Annotated in this window: 15 protein-coding genes; 14 read left to right on the plus strand and 1 reads right to left on the minus strand. The window is 43.2% G+C overall.

All coding sequences use genetic code 11. The features are described from left to right. Positions 1-149 precede the first annotated feature (149 nt). The gene (locus C6W21_RS13140; protein WP_106050723.1) at positions 150-887 is read left to right on the plus strand and encodes a FadR/GntR family transcriptional regulator; all 738 of its coding nucleotides are present in this window, start codon (positions 150-152) and stop codon (positions 885-887) included. A gap of 27 nt (positions 888-914) precedes the next feature. On the opposite strand, the gene C6W21_RS13145 is transcribed toward C6W21_RS13140, so the two are convergent. Next, on the minus strand, positions 915-2,357 hold the full coding sequence (locus C6W21_RS13145; RefSeq protein WP_106050724.1) for a sigma-54 interaction domain-containing protein: 1,443 nt from the start codon (positions 2,355-2,357) through the stop codon (positions 915-917). A gap of 209 nt (positions 2,358-2,566) precedes the next feature. Between C6W21_RS13145 and C6W21_RS13150 the strand changes: the two genes are divergently transcribed. From C6W21_RS13150 to C6W21_RS13210, 13 genes are all read left to right on the plus strand, one after another. Further along, positions 2,567-3,760, plus strand: coding sequence for an ornithine--oxo-acid transaminase (locus C6W21_RS13150; protein WP_106056430.1), 1,194 nt, complete (start codon positions 2,567-2,569; stop codon positions 3,758-3,760). Positions 3,761-3,831: 71 nt separating this feature from the next. Continuing rightward, positions 3,832-5,286: an amino acid permease gene (locus tag C6W21_RS13155; RefSeq protein WP_223249585.1), complete on the plus strand. Its 1,455-nt coding sequence runs from the start codon at positions 3,832-3,834 to the stop codon at positions 5,284-5,286. A gap of 313 nt (positions 5,287-5,599) precedes the next feature. Beyond that, on the plus strand, positions 5,600-6,637 hold the full coding sequence (locus tag C6W21_RS13160; protein WP_106050726.1) for a sugar-binding transcriptional regulator: 1,038 nt from the start codon (positions 5,600-5,602) through the stop codon (positions 6,635-6,637). Positions 6,638-6,668: 31 nt separating this feature from the next. Further along, entirely contained in the window at positions 6,669-7,676 is a 1,008-nt protein-coding gene (gene gap, locus C6W21_RS13165) for a type I glyceraldehyde-3-phosphate dehydrogenase (protein WP_012011304.1), read from the plus strand. Positions 7,677-7,887: 211 nt separating this feature from the next. Continuing rightward, positions 7,888-9,072 (plus strand): phosphoglycerate kinase, encoded by a 1,185-nt coding sequence (locus C6W21_RS13170; RefSeq protein WP_106050727.1) that lies wholly within the window; start codon positions 7,888-7,890, stop codon positions 9,070-9,072. A gap of 30 nt (positions 9,073-9,102) precedes the next feature. Then, entirely contained in the window at positions 9,103-9,864 is a 762-nt protein-coding gene (gene tpiA, locus C6W21_RS13175; RefSeq protein WP_003213530.1) for a triose-phosphate isomerase, read from the plus strand. Next, a complete protein-coding gene (gpmI, locus tag C6W21_RS13180; protein ID WP_106030511.1) occupies positions 9,857-11,392 on the plus strand; it encodes a 2,3-bisphosphoglycerate-independent phosphoglycerate mutase in 1,536 nt (511 codons plus the stop codon). The genes tpiA and gpmI overlap by 8 nt, the downstream gene beginning before the upstream one ends. Positions 11,393-11,421: 29 nt before the next feature. Then, on the plus strand, positions 11,422-12,714 hold the full coding sequence (gene eno, locus C6W21_RS13185) for a phosphopyruvate hydratase (RefSeq protein WP_003212752.1): 1,293 nt from the start codon (positions 11,422-11,424) through the stop codon (positions 12,712-12,714). A 257-nt stretch (positions 12,715-12,971) separates the two neighbouring features. Further along, positions 12,972-13,241: a hypothetical protein gene (locus C6W21_RS13190; protein WP_034660022.1), complete on the plus strand. Its 270-nt coding sequence runs from the start codon at positions 12,972-12,974 to the stop codon at positions 13,239-13,241. A 58-nt stretch (positions 13,242-13,299) separates the two neighbouring features. After that, a complete protein-coding gene (locus C6W21_RS13195; RefSeq protein WP_106056432.1) occupies positions 13,300-14,067 on the plus strand; it encodes an ATP-binding cassette domain-containing protein in 768 nt (255 codons plus the stop codon). Then, on the plus strand, positions 14,039-15,436 hold the full coding sequence (locus tag C6W21_RS13200) for a hypothetical protein (RefSeq protein ID WP_106056434.1): 1,398 nt from the start codon (positions 14,039-14,041) through the stop codon (positions 15,434-15,436). Before C6W21_RS13195 ends, C6W21_RS13200 begins: the two co-directional genes overlap by 29 nt. Beyond that, entirely contained in the window at positions 15,433-15,801 is a 369-nt protein-coding gene (locus C6W21_RS13205; protein WP_106050731.1) for a hypothetical protein, read from the plus strand. Before C6W21_RS13200 ends, C6W21_RS13205 begins: the two co-directional genes overlap by 4 nt. Next, on the plus strand, positions 15,798-16,079 hold the full coding sequence (locus C6W21_RS13210; RefSeq protein WP_106050732.1) for a hypothetical protein: 282 nt from the start codon (positions 15,798-15,800) through the stop codon (positions 16,077-16,079). Before C6W21_RS13205 ends, C6W21_RS13210 begins: the two co-directional genes overlap by 4 nt. Positions 16,080-16,099: the final 20 nt, after the last annotated feature.

Genomic DNA, 16,099 nt, shown 5'->3' on the forward strand with positions numbered 1-16,099 from the left:
GGCAGGTGCTTCTTTTTTGTTGAAAGCAAGGCACACAGAAGATTTTTTGAAAATTAAATCGGGGAGACGTGTGAACGGAAATTTTGGGGTAAAGTATAAGATAGGGCATGAGCCGATAAGGATAGACAACAGTGATGAGGTGAGACCTATTGAAATATAAACAAATCAAAACCAAAAAAATATATGAAGAAATTGCGGATGCATTCATCGAATCCATTCGTACAGGTGAGCTTCTTCCGGGAGAAAAATTAGATTCGGTTCAAGCGCTCTCAGAAAACTTTCAAGTCAGCCGTTCCGCTGTAAGAGAGGCGCTGTCTGCTCTCAAAGCGATCGGATTAATAGAGATGAAGCAAGGGGAAGGCACGTATGTGAAGCAGTTCGATCCTGAACAGCTCTCATTTTCTTTCTCTCATGCATTTTTAATGAAGCAGCATGATGTCAGGCAGCTCCTTGAAGTGAGAACCATTATTGAAACAGGTGCTGTCAAAAAGGCGGCGCTGCTTCGGACGGACGATGACCTTCATCAGCTGCGTGATGCACTCGAACAAATGAAGCTGGCAGAAGCACATGAAGAAATTGGTGAAGAGGCAGATCTCACCTTCCATCTCGCCTTAGCCAAAGCCTCGAGGAATGATATATTAAAGGTGTTAATGAATCAAGTCTCAACCTTGTTAGTAGAAACGATGCGGGAAACGAGAAAAGTCGTGTTTTTTTCAACGAAATCCTCCATTCGGCAGCTTTACGAAGAACATGAACAAATTTACAAAGCCGTCATGGCAAGGCAGCCAGAAGAAGCAGAGAAAGCGATGCTTACGCATTTGAAAAATGTAGAAAATCTGCTAGGTGATGTGCTGCAAGAACCAGCAGAACAGTCAGATACACAATAAGCTGTGCCGAATGATGGCACAGCTCTATTATTGACGAGAAATATGTAGCTTTTTCATTCGATATTGCAGACTTTGCCTGCTCATGCCCAATAACTTTGCAGTCTGTGAAATATTATCGTCCATTTTTTCTAAGTAATGGACGATGTATTGTTTTTCGAATCGCTCCATTTGGGTTTGGAAATCAGTCGTATGTTCTGGGCTTGTATAGACAAAGGTGTCAGCAGCTGCGGTTTGCTGCAGAGGATTCGTTTGCAATTGCGCCTTAGGACGGACTTCGCCGTGCTTAAATCTAAAATGATAGGGAAGGTGATGCATGCTTAAGTAGTCTTCATCCATCATCATATTCATTCCCGCCTCAATCACATGCTCCAGTTCTCTTACATTGCCTGGCCAATGATACGCTTGGAATAGGGCAAGTACCTCTTCGTCAGCCGCCTTCACCTTCATTTGAAACAGCTCATTATATTTTTGAATAAAATGATTCACAAACGTAGGAATGTCCTCTTTTCGCTCAGAAAGCGGCGGGATAAATAAGGTGACAATACCGAGCCGATAAAATAAATCCTTGCGCATGCGTCCACCTGCAATCGCATCCACAGGGTCCTCATTCATATTGGCAATGACTCTCACATCAACAGCGATTTCTTTTGTGCTGCCTAGCCTTCTCACGCGTTTCTCCTGTAAGACGCGCAGCAGCTTTGCTTGAAGATGAGGGTTTAATGAGTTGATCTCATCTAAAAGCAATGTTCCTCCTTGCGCCTGCTCAAATAAACCAGGCTGATCAGCTGCCCCCGTAAAAGCCCCTTTTTGTGTACCAAAGAGCAGACTTTCAATCAGATTATCAGGTAGTGCCGCACAATTTTGGGTAATAAATGGTCCAGATGACCGGCTGCTGCCGTTATGAATACTTTGAGCAAACAGCTCTTTTCCAGTCCCTGTTTCGCCAACAATGAGCACATAGGAAGAGGTGCGTGTCGCTCGTTTCGCATGTTCAATCACCTCTAAAAATGCAGGGCTTTGTCCAATAATGGAATCAAAGGTAAAGCGTGTGCTTCCTTTTTTCTTCATATTGTGATGAATCAGCCGTTCCAGCTTGGTCACATCATTTGAAATTTCAACTGCCCCTTGAATGAGACCGTCACGAACGAGCGGGTATGTATGGTTAATCGTTGTGATTTCTTTTCCGTTGTAATTATGATACGTCTGCTTGGCATGAACGGTTTGTTTCCCGGTACGCAACGCTTGGACAAGTGTACTGTGCATCTCATCTTGAAAGGCGAAGAAGTCGAGTACATTTTTATGGAGAACATCAGAGCGTTTTAAAGACTCAATCTCCATCATTTTTTTATTATAAACAATCGTATGTCCATTCTCATCAATTGCATGAACCCCGACATCAATTAAATCGAGCATTTGTTTATATAAATCAATCTCATTTTCAAGCTTTGCGGCATGCAGATCTTTTTTCACTTGCGCCACCTCCTGACGTTACCTCTATTTTACATGAAAAATTTTGCGGTTTCCTCTAAAAAATTTGGCATATGCAAAGAAACTTTGCGTGAAGAATGAGATAAACCCTCGTGATCAAGCGGTCAGAAAGTTGGCACGATCCTTGCATAACATATGAATGAAGATGAACCCAATTGAAAGAAGCTACCATACAGAAGGAGGAATAGATGATGACACAGACAAATGAATTGATTCAACAAACAGAACAATATGGAGCGGCAAACTATCATCCCCTGCCAATTGTGATTTCAGAGGCTGAGGGAGTGTGGGTGACAGACCCTGAAGGCAATCGATATATGGATATGCTGAGTGCGTATTCCGCAGTGAACCAAGGACATCGCCATCCCCGCATTATTGAAGCGCTCAAAAAACAGGCAGACCGTGTAACACTCACGTCGAGAGCCTTTCATAATGATCAGCTTGGCCCTTGGTATGAAAAAATTTGCAAACTGACGAATAAAGACATGGCACTGCCAATGAATACTGGTGCTGAGGCTGTAGAAACCGCTGTAAAAACAGCGAGACGCTGGGGCTATGATATCAAGGGAATTGAAGAGAATCGTGCAGAAATCATTGCATGTGTCGGCAATTTCCATGGGAGAACGATGACAGCTGTGTCTCTTTCCTCTGAAGCAGAATACCAAAGAGGTTTCGGTCCAATGCTTCCCGGAATTAAACTGATTCCTTATGGAGATATTGAAGCGTTACGTGAAGCCATCACACCACAAACAGCGGCTTTCCTCATTGAGCCGATTCAAGGAGAAGCGGGGATTGTCATGCCGCCAGAAGGCTTCTTGAAAGAAGCAAAGGCGCTTTGTGAGAAAGAAAATGTGCTGTTTATTGCGGATGAGATTCAAGTGGGGTTAGCACGAACAGGTAAGATGTTTGCGTGTGACTGGGAAGACATTGAGCCAGATATGCTGATCCTCGGGAAAGCTTTAGGCGGCGGCGTCTTTCCAATCTCGTGTGTCGTAGCAAACCGCGATATATTAGGCGTGTTTAACCCTGGTTCTCATGGGTCTACCTTCGGAGGAAATCCTCTTGCGTGTGCGGTGTCGCTTGCTGCACTGGATGTTTTAATCGACGAAAAGCTTGCAGCCCGCTCCATAGAGCTTGGCGAATACTTCAAAGACAAACTGTCACGCATTCAAAGCCCTGTGATTAAGGAAGTGCGCGGCCGCGGACTGTTTATAGGCATGGAGCTGACAGAGGCAGCTAGACCTTATTGTGAGAAGCTAAAGCAAGCAGGATTGTTATGTAAGGAAACCCATGAGACAGTCATCCGTTTTGCACCGCCGCTGACCATTTCAAAAGAAGATTTAGACTGGGCGATTGGTCATATTGAAGCGCTATTTCAAGCCTAAATGGCAAAGGGGGAGGAACCTTCACTTTCTCCCTTTCTTTTTTAACGAACAGCGAATTTTGTCAAAGGATGATGAATAGAAGAGGGAAAGTGGGGGAAGTGGATTTGATACAAGAACAGCATAATGAACTAGAGCGTTCCATGAAAAGCAGACATCTCTTTATGATTGCCTTAGGCGGCGTCATCGGTACGGGCCTTTTCCTTGGGTCAGGACTCATTATCCATCAGGCAGGACCTGGGGGAGCCATTCTATCGTTTATCATTGGCGGACTGTTAATGTATTTGGTCATGCTGTGTCTTGGAGAATTAGCAGTGGCGATGCCGACAGCCGGTTCCTTTCAGGAATATGCAACCAAATATATAGGCCCGTCCACAGGCTTTATGATCGGCTGGCTGTATTGGTTTAGCTGGGCGTGTACGATTGGACTGGAGTTTACGTCAGCAGGCATATTGCTCCAAAGGTGGTTCCCGGATATCCCGGTTTGGCTTTGGTGTCTAGTATTTAGCGTGATATTATTTGCCGTGAATGCCATCTCAGCTCGCAGCTTCGCTGAAACGGAGTTTTGGTTTTCAGCCATTAAGGTTGCAGCCATTCTATTGTTTATTATCATCGGAATTGGCGCAATTTTCGGAATGATTCATCTAAAAGGCGGAGAACCAGCCCCTTTATTTCGTCATTTAACGGATCATGGCGGACTATTTCCTAATGGTGTTTTTGCTATTTTATTAACCATGGTCACGGTCAATTTCTCCTTCCAAGGAACAGAGCTTGTAGGGATTGCAGCAGGTGAGAGTGAAAGCCCTGAAAAAACATTGCCTCGATCGATACGTAATATTATTTGGAGAACGATGGTCTTTTTCGTTTTATCAATTGCGGTTCTGGCAGCACTTCTTCCATGGCAGACAGCAGGCGCTGTCGACAGTCCGTTTGTGGTCGTGCTGGACAAGGTCGGCATCCCATATGCTGCAGATATCATGAATTTTATTATCATCACGGCTGTCTTATCTGTAGCAAACTCTGGATTATATGCATCATCACGTATGCTTTGGTCGCTTTCAAAGGACGGGAAAGGACCTGTTTTTACGAAAAAGCTGTCCAAGCGTAAAATCCCGATCAATGCATTATTGGTGACAATGGGTGTATCCGCTTTGTCCCTGCTCACAAGTGTTGTGGCACCAAAAACGGTGTATGTGTGGCTCATTTCGATTTCTGGAATGGTTTTAGTTGTGGTGTGGATGTCCATTTGTTTGTCTCAGTATTTCTTTAGAAAACAATTCATACAAGCGGGTGGAGATGTAAAGGATCTTGTTTTCCGTACACCGCTCTATCCATTTGTGCCACTAGCAGGCTTCATCGCATTTGGCATCGTGCTCATCAGCTTATTCTTTATTGAGGATCAGCGGATTGGCCTTTATTGCGGCGTTCCGTTCATGGCTGCCTGCTACATCATTTATTATCTCAAAATCAAACCGAAGGAAGAGGCAAAGCGTTTCGCCGAAGAGGAAGGAACCATCCCAAAAACATAAAAGATCAACGATATCAACAAAATGTGCATGCGGATCTACACGCATGCACATTTTCAATGGTGAATTCATTGAATATAGAAGAGAATAAATATTTTGAAAAGAAATATCATAGCAAGAACCTTGATGACAAGCAGGTTATCGGTGGAAATGTGTCTATTTTTTGTCTAAATGTGTTTGTAAGAGTTGAAAATGCAAGATGATCCTGTTAAAATAATTAAAGAAAGCAGGGGTTGATTTTTTTTGGCTGTGGCGGGACGTTTTTTGTCACAGTGGGACATTTTTAGTCCAACGTGAAAAGAAAGGGTCGTTAGCCATGAATCGTTTATTGGAAGCTCAAAAAAAATTATTGCCAGATCTTCTCATCGTTATGCAAAAACGCTACGACATTTTGCAGTACATCAGGTTAGCTGAACCAATCGGCCGCAGAAGCCTTGCGACGAGTCTTGGTCTCAGTGAGCGCATCTTAAGAGCTGAAGTTCAGTTTTTAAAAGAACAAAATCTGCTGGATGTCAAAACGAGCGGTATGATGCTGACGAGTGAAGGCCATGCTTTGCTTGATATGCTTGAAGGAATGATGAAGGACGTTTTAGGTTTAACCTTTCTGGAAAATACATTAAAGAGAAAGTTAGGTCTGGAAGAAGTCATCATCGTTTCTGGTGACAGTGACGAATCCCCGTGGGTGAAGCAAGAAATGGGAAGAGCTGCTGTCCAATGTATGAAAAAAAGGTTTACTGGAAATAATATCGTCGCCGTCACTGGCGGAACGACGATGGAAGCCGTTGCCGAAATGATGACCCCTGATGCCAAAAACCGCGATACGATGTTTGTCCCTGCGAGAGGCGGTCTTGGGGAGAATGTAAAAAATCAGGCAAACACCATTTGTGCCCACATGGCTGAAAAAGCTTCCGGTACTTACAAATTGCTGTTTGTTCCAGGGCAGCTGTCAGAAGGTGCTTACTCTTCCATTATTGAAGAGCCGTCAGTCAAAGAAGTGCTTCAAACGATTAAATCATCCACGATGCTCATTCATGGGATCGGTGAAGCAAAAACAATGGCGATGAGACGAAACACACCAGCTGAAGATTTAAAAAAGATTGATGAGCATGACGCAGTGACAGAGGCCTTTGGCTATTACTTTAATCGTGATGGTGAGGTCGTCCACAAAGTTCACTCCGTCGGCATGCAGCTAGATGATTTAGAAAGCATTCCACACATCATTGCTGTTGCAGGTGGATCATCAAAGGCAGGGGCCATTGAAGCTTATTTCAAAAAACCCCGCCGAACGGTTCTCGTCACAGACGAAGGAGCCGCAAAAGAGTTATTAAGGGAGTCAATTGATCCCTCAATATAAAACATTGTGACCTATAAAAGGAGGAAACATCATGGCAGTAAAAGTCGGTATTAACGGATTTGGACGTATTGGACGTAACGTATTTCGTGCAGCATTAAACAATCCTGAAGTTGAGGTAGTAGCGGTTAACGATCTAACAGACGCTAACATGCTTGCACACCTTTTACAATATGACTCTGTTCACGGAAAACTAGATGCAGAGGTTTCTGTAGACGGTACAAACTTAGTAGTGAACGGTAAAACAATCGAAGTATCAGCTGAGCGTGACCCTGCGAAATTAAGCTGGGGTAAACAAGGCGTAGAAATCGTTGTTGAATCTACTGGATTCTTCACAAAACGTGCAGACGCTGCAAAACACTTAGAAGCTGGCGCTAAAAAAGTCATCATCTCTGCTCCTGCTAACGAAGAAGATATCACAATCGTTATGGGTGTAAACGAAGACAAATACGATGCAGCTAGCCACGATGTCATCTCTAATGCATCTTGTACAACGAACTGCTTAGCTCCATTTGCAAAAGTACTTAACGATAAATTTGGTATCAAACGCGGTATGATGACAACTGTTCACTCATACACAAATGACCAGCAAATTCTTGATCTTCCGCACAAAGACTACCGTCGTGCTCGTGCAGCTGCGGAAAACATCATCCCAACTTCAACAGGTGCTGCGAAAGCTGTTTCACTTGTATTGCCTGAACTTAAAGGTAAATTAAACGGTGGCGCTATGCGTGTTCCAACACCTAACGTTTCTTTAGTTGACCTTGTGGCTGAATTAAACCAAGATGTAACAGCTGAAGATGTAAATGCAGCACTTAAAGAAGCAGCTGAAGGAGAACTTAATGGAATCCTTGGCTACAGCGAAGAGCCATTAGTATCTGGTGACTACAATGGTAATGCAAACTCTTCAACAATTGATGCTCTTTCTACAATGGTGATGGAAGGTAGCATGGTGAAAGTTATTTCTTGGTACGATAACGAGAGTGGATATTCTCACCGCGTTGTTGACCTTGCAGCTTACATTGCAAAACAAGGTCTTTAATTTCTCACACTGAAGGAACTCACTTGGTTCTTTCCTAGAGACACGATATAATGAAGACGGACAAGGGAAGGGGAAGCATCCCTTTCCCTTTCTCTGTTTTTATCCGTTCTGCACGATTTCTCGTTTTGATGAGGGCAAAATGGGAAAAGGATAAAGAGAGACTTGTCCAATGCGTAAGGAAACCAGAATAAAGGAGGATCTCCTGACGAGCATGAATAAGAAATCAGTAAAAGACATTGACGTAAAAGGTAAAGTTGTGTTCTGCCGCGTAGATTTTAACGTTCCAATGAAAGACGGAGAAGTGACGGATGATACTCGTATTCGCGCAGCATTACCAACGATTGAGTATTTAACAGGACAAGGCGCAAAGGTACTACTAGCTAGTCATTTGGGTCGTCCGAAGGGTCAAGTTACTGAAGAACTGCGTCTGACACCTGTGGCAAAACGTCTGCAAGAGCTTCTTGGACAAGAAGTGAAAAAAGCGGATGAAGCTTACGGCGACAACGTGAAAAAGCAAATCTCTGACTTAAAAGAAGGAGATGTGCTAGTGCTTGAAAACGTTCGTTTCTATCCTGGTGAAGAAAAGAACGATCCTGAATTATCAAAAGCATTTGCTGATTTAGCCGATGTGTATGTCAATGATGCGTTCGGTGCTGCACACCGTGCACATGCATCCACTGCTGGTATTGCAGCATATCTTCCGGCTGTTTCGGGCTTCCTCATGCAAAAAGAGCTTGAGGTTCTAGGAAAAGCCATTTCAAACCCTGATCGCCCATTTACAGCGATTATCGGTGGCGCAAAAGTAAAGGATAAAATCGGTGTGATTGAAAGTCTTCTGGATAAAGTGGACAACCTTATTATTGGCGGCGGACTTGCTTACACATTTGTGAAAGCACTTGGCCACGAAGTAGGAAAATCTTTATTAGAAGAAGACAAAGTCGATTTAGCGAAATCCTTTATGGACCGTGCAAAAGAAAAAGGCGTGAACTTCCTGATTCCAACTGATGTTCTGGTAGCCGACGACTTTTCTAATGATGCGAATACAAGCATTGTGCCAATCTCTGAAATTCCAAGTGATCTAGAAGCGCTTGATATTGGTACAGAGACAATAGGCAAGTACGCTGACGTCATTAAAAACAGCAAACTTGTTGTTTGGAACGGACCAATGGGTGTATTTGAAATCGACGCATTCGCAAAAGGAACAAAAGCAATCGCAGAAGCACTGGCAGAAGCAAAAGATACATATTCTGTCATTGGCGGTGGAGATTCAGCAGCAGCAGTTGAGAAATTTGGTCTTGCCGATCAGATGAGCCATATTTCTACAGGCGGCGGCGCTTCACTTGAATTTATGGAAGGCAAAGAGCTTCCAGGTGTTACTGCATTAAACGATAAATAAGACCAAAACTGCTATAAGGAAGTGTCAATCATGAGAAAACCAATTATAGCTGGGAACTGGAAAATGAACAAAACACTTGGCGAAGCGGTCAGCTTCGTTGAAGAAGTCAAGTCATCCATTCCATCTCCTGACAAAGTGGAATCCATTGTCTGTGCACCAGCTCTTTTCCTTGAAAAGCTAAACAGCCTTTCTAACGGAACAGACCTTAAAATTGGTGCACAAAACATGCACTTTGAAGAAAATGGTGCATTCACTGGTGAAATCAGCCCTGCTGCGCTAAAAGATCTTGGCATCGGCTACTCAGTGATCGGTCATTCAGAGCGCCGCGAATTCTTCGCTGAAACAGATGAAACAGTGAACAAAAAAGCACATGCTGCATTCAAGCATGGCATTGTTCCAATTATCTGTGTAGGTGAAACGCTTGAAGAGCGTGAAGCTGGCAAAACAAATGAACTTGTCGCTGATCAAGTGAAGAAAGCACTAGCTGGTTTAACGACTCAGCAAGTCGCTGAATCTGTCATTGCATATGAGCCAATCTGGGCTATCGGTACAGGGAAATCTTCTACTGCGAAAGATGCAAATGACGTTTGTGCGCATATCCGTCAAACAGTTGCAAGCGAATATGGTCAAGAAGCGGCAGACAGCCTTCGCATTCAATATGGCGGAAGCGTGAAGCCGGCGAATATTAAAGAATATATGGCAGAATCCGATATTGACGGTGCTTTGGTAGGCGGCGCAAGCTTAGAACCTCAGTCTTTCGTTCAATTATTGGAGGAAGGTCAATATGAGTAAGAAACCAGCTGCATTAATCATCTTAGATGGATTCGGTTTAAGAGGCGAAACAGTCGGTAACGCTGTTGCCCAAGCAAAGAAACCGAACTTCGACCGCTACTGGAACGAATTCCCACATCAAACCTTAACGGCTTCAGGTGAGGCAGTAGGTCTCCCACAAGGTCAAATGGGAAACTCTGAAGTTGGGCATTTGAACATCGGTGCAGGACGCATTGTGTATCAAAGCTTAACAAGAGTGAATGTTGCCATTCGTGAAGGGGAATTTGAGAAAAACGAAACGTTCCTAGATGCAATGACTTATGCAAAAGAGAACGACAAGGCCCTTCATTTATTCGGTCTCTTGTCAGACGGCGGTGTGCATAGCCACATTCAGCATCTCTTTGCCCTGCTGAAGCTGGCGAAAAAAGAAGGATTAACAAAGGTATACATTCATGGCTTCTTAGACGGACGTGATGTTGGTCAGAAGACAGCCAAAGTGTATTTAAAACAGCTTGAAGAACAAATCAAAGAAATCGGTGTCGGTGAAGTGGCAACACTTTCTGGACGCTATTACTCAATGGACCGTGACAAACGCTGGGATCGTGTGGAGAAAGCGTACCGCGCAATGGCTTATGGTGAAGGCCCAAGTTATCAAAACATCTATGATGTCGTTGATGACTCCTATGAAAATGGAATCTACGATGAATTCGTTATTCCATCTGTCATTACGAGAGAAAATGGTGAGCCAGTTGCAAAAGTAAACGACGGCGATTCTGTGATTTTCTATAACTTCCGTCCAGACCGTGCGATCCAAATTTCAAACACTTTCACAAATGAAGATTTTCGCTCGTTTGACCGCGGGGAAGCACATCCGAAGGATTTACACTTCGTCTGCTTCACACACTTCAGTGAAACGGTTGATGGCTATGTCGCCTTCAAACCAGTGAATTTGGATAACACAGTAGGAGAAGTGCTTTCTCAAAATGGATTGAAACAGCTGCGGATTGCTGAAACAGAGAAATATCCTCATGTGACGTTCTTTATGAGCGGTGGACGTGAAGAAGAATTTCCTGGTGAAGACCGCATCTTAATCAATTCACCAGATGTGGCAACCTATGACCTCAAGCCAGAAATGAGCGCTTACGAGGTAAAGGATGCACTTGTTGCAGACATCAATGCCGACAAGCATGATGCGATCATCCTGAACTTTGCTAACCCGGATATGGTTGGTCATTCAGGTATGCTCGAGCCAACAATCAAAGCCATTGAAGCAGTAGATGAGTGCTTAGGAGCTGTAGTCGACGCAATCCTGGCAAAAGGCGGACATGCCATCATCACGGCAGACCACGGTAACGCAGACGTGCTGATTACCGAAGAAGGAAAGCCGCATACTGCACATACGACAAACCCTGTTCCAGTGATCGTGACGAAAAAAGGTGCAACGCTTAGAGAAGGCGGCATTTTAGCCGATCTATCTCCAACGCTTTTAGACTTACTTGGTCTTGAAAAACCAAAAGAAATGACAGGAACATCATTGATTCAGAAATAACAAATTGATTCAAAAGGAGAGAAATAACAATGCCATACATTGTTGACGTATATGCACGCGAAGTATTAGACTCTCGCGGTAACCCAACAGTTGAAGTAGAAGTTTACACAGAATCTGGCGGCTTTGGCCGTGCACTAGTACCAAGTGGTGCTTCTACTGGTGAATATGAAGCAGTAGAACTACGTGACGGAGACAAAGACCGTTACCTTGGAAAAGGTGTTCTGACAGCTGTAAACAACGTAAACGAAATTATTGCACCAGAGCTTTTAGGCTTTGATGTAACAGAACAAGTAGCGATTGACAAAATGTTAATCGAACTTGATGGAACAGAAAACAAAGGGAAATTAGGCGCAAACGCAATCCTTGGCGTATCTATCGCTGTAGCACGTGCGGCTGCTGATTTCTTACAAATTCCACTTTATCAATACCTTGGTGGATTCAACTCCAAAACGCTTCCAGTACCAATGATGAACATCGTCAACGGCGGGGAGCATGCGGATAACAACGTAGACATTCAAGAATTCATGATTATGCCTGTAGGTGCACCGAACTTCCGTGAAGCACTTCGCATGGGCGCACAAATCTTCCATAGCCTGAAATCTGTATTAAGTGCAAAAGGCTTAAACACAGCTGTAGGTGACGAAGGCGGATTCGCTCCAAACCTTGGTTCTAACGAAGAAGCACTTCAAACAATCGTAGAAGCGATTGAAAAAGCTGGTTTCAAACCAGGTGAAGAAGTGAAACTTGCAATGGATGCTGCATCTTCTGAGTTCTACAACAAAGAAGACGGTAAATATCATTTATCAGGCGAAGGTGTTGTGAAAACATCTGCTGAAATGGTTGACTGGTATGAAGATATGGTATCGAAATACCCAATCATCTCTATCGAAGATGGCCTTGATGAAAACGACTGGGAAGGTCACAAACTATTAACTGAGCGCCTTGGCAGCAAGGTTCAGCTAGTAGGAGATGACTTATTCGTTACAAACACGAAGAAGCTTTCTGAAGGTATTAAAAATGGTGTCGGTAACTCTATCCTGATCAAAGTAAACCAAATCGGTACATTAACTGAAACATTTGATGCAATCGAAATGGCAAAACGCGCAGGATACACAGCAGTCATCTCTCACCGCTCTGGTGAAACAGAAGACAGCACAATTGCAGACATCGCTGTTGCAACAAATGCTGGACAAATCAAAACAGGTGCTCCGTCTCGTACGGACCGTGTGGCGAAATACAACCAATTACTTCGCATCGAAGATCAATTGGCTGAAACAGCACAGTATCACGGCATTGCAACATTCTATAACTTGAATAAATAATGTCAGCTACGCGCTGCGTCCCGCTCTTTCATGAGAGCGGGACGTAGCGTTTTTTTGTGTTGAAAGAAATCCCGCAGCTGTTTCAATAGTCACATCCTATTTTTGTAAAAAGTCGTCCTTCAGTCAGAGGGAAAGTGCGAAGCTCCACCATTTATAAGCAATAGATCATGAAAAATCGACTAAAAATATGATCTGAAATGAACTTATGTTTTCTGTAAGGAGGTGGTATCATTTTACATATATTAGGGGGTGATGAGATGCTGAATCCTTTTAGCCTTCGTTTTCCAGTAGGTGTGTATATGTATGTCCTTCACCTACTGGCGGCATATGATGAAAGGAAGCAACGAATTCTAACTTCTAAGAATGTACAGAAAAACGCATTTTGGATTTATGTCCTTGCCGCTATATTGGGTATTATTTCACTTGGTGCATTGATTTGGGCATGTAAGACCTTTGGAAAGGGCTCCAAATTTTTAGGAGAGTTCAAATTATTAGGCATGTACGTTAAAATCCAATGCGGGTTCTAACAGGGATGAGAACAGATGCAAGGTCATCTGTTCCATCTGAAACAAACGGAGGGATATGATGCTGACATTACAATTACAAGAAAAAACGTATAGCCGCACCTTCTCTCTCCGTAATATTCAAATGAACGTGGAGAAAGGCCGGACGATGCTTCTTTTAGGGCATAATGGTGCAGGAAAGACAACGATGATTCAAGCTATGTTTGGGCTGACGCCATTTACTGGATACGTTTCCTTACATGGTGAACAGCTGAACCTTCAAACCTCAGCTCATATTTCCCTTTTGAAAAAACATGTTTCCTATATTCCTGACGATCATGCGTTGTTCGATTATTTAACACCGAGGGAATACTTTCAATTACTTCAACTGTCAAATGAGCAAGATGTCACACGTGAAGAGACATTCACCGATTTGTTTGAGCTGAGTCCGTATATGGATCAGCCAATCGCTCAGCTGTCCCATGGCAATCAAAAGAAAACACAGATCATTTCGCAGCTCCTCAGACCATGTGATTATTATGTGTTCGACGAGCCAACGAACGGACTTGATCCAGATATGATGATCATCTTAAAAAAGGTGCTCATGAAGTTGAGAGATCAAGGCGCTGGCATCCTTATATCAACTCATCATTTGAGCTTTAGTGATACATTATATGATCATCTCATGATCTTAAGAAATGGTGACGTCAAGCTGAATATGTCTCGCCAAGAAACGACTCAGACATTTCCTCATCAGGCACTTGAAGAGATTTATAAAGAAGTGAATCGAGATTACTATATGCAGGTGGAGAGGTTACTCAATGATTTGGACACGACACGTTCTTCATAAAATAGAGTGGGGCATGCTGACAACGAAAGGAAAGCAGCTTGGAAATAAGTATCCTTTGCAGCTTCTCGCAGCTGCCGTTTTTCTCTTGCTGATCTATGCGATATACGTCGTCATCAGCCTGCGCTTTTTCATGCAGGCAGGTGAAAACGAGCCAGCTGCGCTATACCTCCAATTTGTCAAAATGTCGCTCTTACTATTAGGGGCAGGCATTGTCTTATCACGCAATAAATTGAAGCGCCAAGAATATCAATTCTACTTTTTGAACAGTGCGATACAAAGTGTACCATTTGTCCTTTGTGTGTATTTCTTTCCAGTGCTTTTTTGCTTCCTCATGGCTGGACTGCTTTTTTTACCGATTGTATTAGGTCTTTTGATCACGGGTGTAACCCCATCTCTGTATTGGATCATCGTTGTTTGCATCACATGCGGCATATTGGCGCTTTCTACGCTCACTTCTTGGATGCTGATGCGGATCGGCGTGAGCCATTTTGTATCAAAAACAAAAGAGCATTTGCTGCTGCAAACGATTGGCTTTGGGACGCTTCATGTACTCATATTTCTTCTTTTTCAAAAAGCAGTGGAGATGATTCTTGTATGGCCGGCTGTCTATCTGATGTTTCTGGTAATCCTTCTAAGCGCTGGATGGCTATGGGTGAAGGGTTTAGCAGCTTGCTATGTTCATCAAATGTTTTTGCAGCTAAAAACAGAGGTGAAGTCGTTTTCTTACCAGAAAATGAGAACGCACTCTTCCTTTCTGACGCATCTGCGGCAGGAATTGGTCTATTTCAGCCGCTCAGCTGTTTTTAAAGAACAGGGCATTTTGTTTCTCTTTCTCATTTGTTTGACGATGGGGCTCCCATTTGTTTTTACTCCGGCAGAAACTGGCTGGCTGTATGCCTTCATTGTGCAGTTTGCGTTAAAGGAAATATTGATCATGCTTCCGCTGATGATTGGCAGAGAATATCATATCAATCAACGGGCCATCTTTATGTTAAATACATCAAAGGGCGCGTATATATTGTCAAGAATTTTATTTTATTACACAATCAATTTACTGATTTATTTTGTGTATATCGGGCTTGCTTATTTGGTGATCGGTATTGAAAGTGAAGGTCATGGCTTGGCGAGTTTGTCCATTTTATTAATTACCGCCATGGCAACCTGTACAGGGTTTGTCGTGAAGATCAGTGATTTTAATAAACTGTTTGTCATCGTGATGATGATTGCTGTATTCAGCTTCATCGATATGCTTTTATTAGAGTGGCTGTCATCTCATGAGTCTCTTCTCGCCACCGCATATCTGCTTGGTTCACTTGCCTTTTTCAGTTGTATATATGCTGTGATGTTAAAAAGGCCGATATTGCGATGATGGGGCTTGTCATTAGTTTACTAGCGGTTGTGCTCATTCATGAACTCGGTCATATGCTGATGGTTATGGTGTGCAACAAAATTGAAAAAAGGCCGCTCTTTGATTTTGTGGTAACGATTGATTGGAAGCATGTGGCGATCGTCCATGAGACATTTGCCCGGCCGAGCTTTAATCTGATGGTGGCACTTGCGGGTCCACTGTTTCCGGTGCTCTGCTCGATTGTGCTTATTTTGATGTGGAAGCATCCGGTGAGTCATCAGCTGCTGTTTTTTTCTTTACTGAACACTGTGATGCTGCATCCAGCTTGCCCAGACGGGAAAAATATCACAGCCAGTTTAAAAGAGATGAAGGAGAGAAAGAGATGATCAAAGTATTTCATTCGTTTTCTAGCGGCTTAACACTTGCGATGCTGTATATATTTGTTGTGTTTATGACCCCTGTCTTTTTACTGCTGCTAGAGGTCAATCATGTTGAATCAAGTCCGACGCTGTTTGGCATGCCATTTTATATCATGAAAATTGAAGAGTATCAATTCAGCTCAGAGGCGACGCTTTTTGGATGTGTTGTCTGCTTTTTAGCTGGCGCTGTGCTTTACTTTTTCATTCAATATGTGATTCATGCTGTGAAAAAGCGAAGAGCATAAAAAAAGCAGGCTGAACAAAA

Source organism: Bacillus sp. NMCN1, assembly GCF_002998085.1.
Classification (GTDB): Bacteria; Bacillota; Bacilli; order Bacillales; family Bacillaceae; genus Bacillus.

Coding starts and splice junctions, on each gene's coding strand:
- C6W21_RS13150 (WP_106056430.1), top strand. CDS start 2,567: ATGACACAGACAAATGAATTGATTCAACAAACAGAACAATATGGAGCG.
- C6W21_RS13155 (WP_223249585.1), top strand. CDS start 3,832: ATGAATAGAAGAGGGAAAGTGGGGGAAGTGGATTTGATACAAGAACAG.
- C6W21_RS13160 (WP_106050726.1), top strand. CDS start 5,600: ATGAATCGTTTATTGGAAGCTCAAAAAAAATTATTGCCAGATCTTCTC.
- gap (WP_012011304.1), top strand. CDS start 6,669: ATGGCAGTAAAAGTCGGTATTAACGGATTTGGACGTATTGGACGTAAC.
- C6W21_RS13170 (WP_106050727.1), top strand. CDS start 7,888: ATGAATAAGAAATCAGTAAAAGACATTGACGTAAAAGGTAAAGTTGTG.
- tpiA (WP_003213530.1), top strand. CDS start 9,103: ATGAGAAAACCAATTATAGCTGGGAACTGGAAAATGAACAAAACACTT.
- gpmI (WP_106030511.1), top strand. CDS start 9,857: ATGAGTAAGAAACCAGCTGCATTAATCATCTTAGATGGATTCGGTTTA.
- eno (WP_003212752.1), top strand. CDS start 11,422: ATGCCATACATTGTTGACGTATATGCACGCGAAGTATTAGACTCTCGC.
- C6W21_RS13190 (WP_034660022.1), top strand. CDS start 12,972: ATGCTGAATCCTTTTAGCCTTCGTTTTCCAGTAGGTGTGTATATGTAT.
- C6W21_RS13195 (WP_106056432.1), top strand. CDS start 13,300: ATGCTGACATTACAATTACAAGAAAAAACGTATAGCCGCACCTTCTCT.
- C6W21_RS13200 (WP_106056434.1), top strand. CDS start 14,039: ATGATTTGGACACGACACGTTCTTCATAAAATAGAGTGGGGCATGCTG.
- C6W21_RS13205 (WP_106050731.1), top strand. CDS start 15,433: ATGATGGGGCTTGTCATTAGTTTACTAGCGGTTGTGCTCATTCATGAA.
- C6W21_RS13210 (WP_106050732.1), top strand. CDS start 15,798: ATGATCAAAGTATTTCATTCGTTTTCTAGCGGCTTAACACTTGCGATG.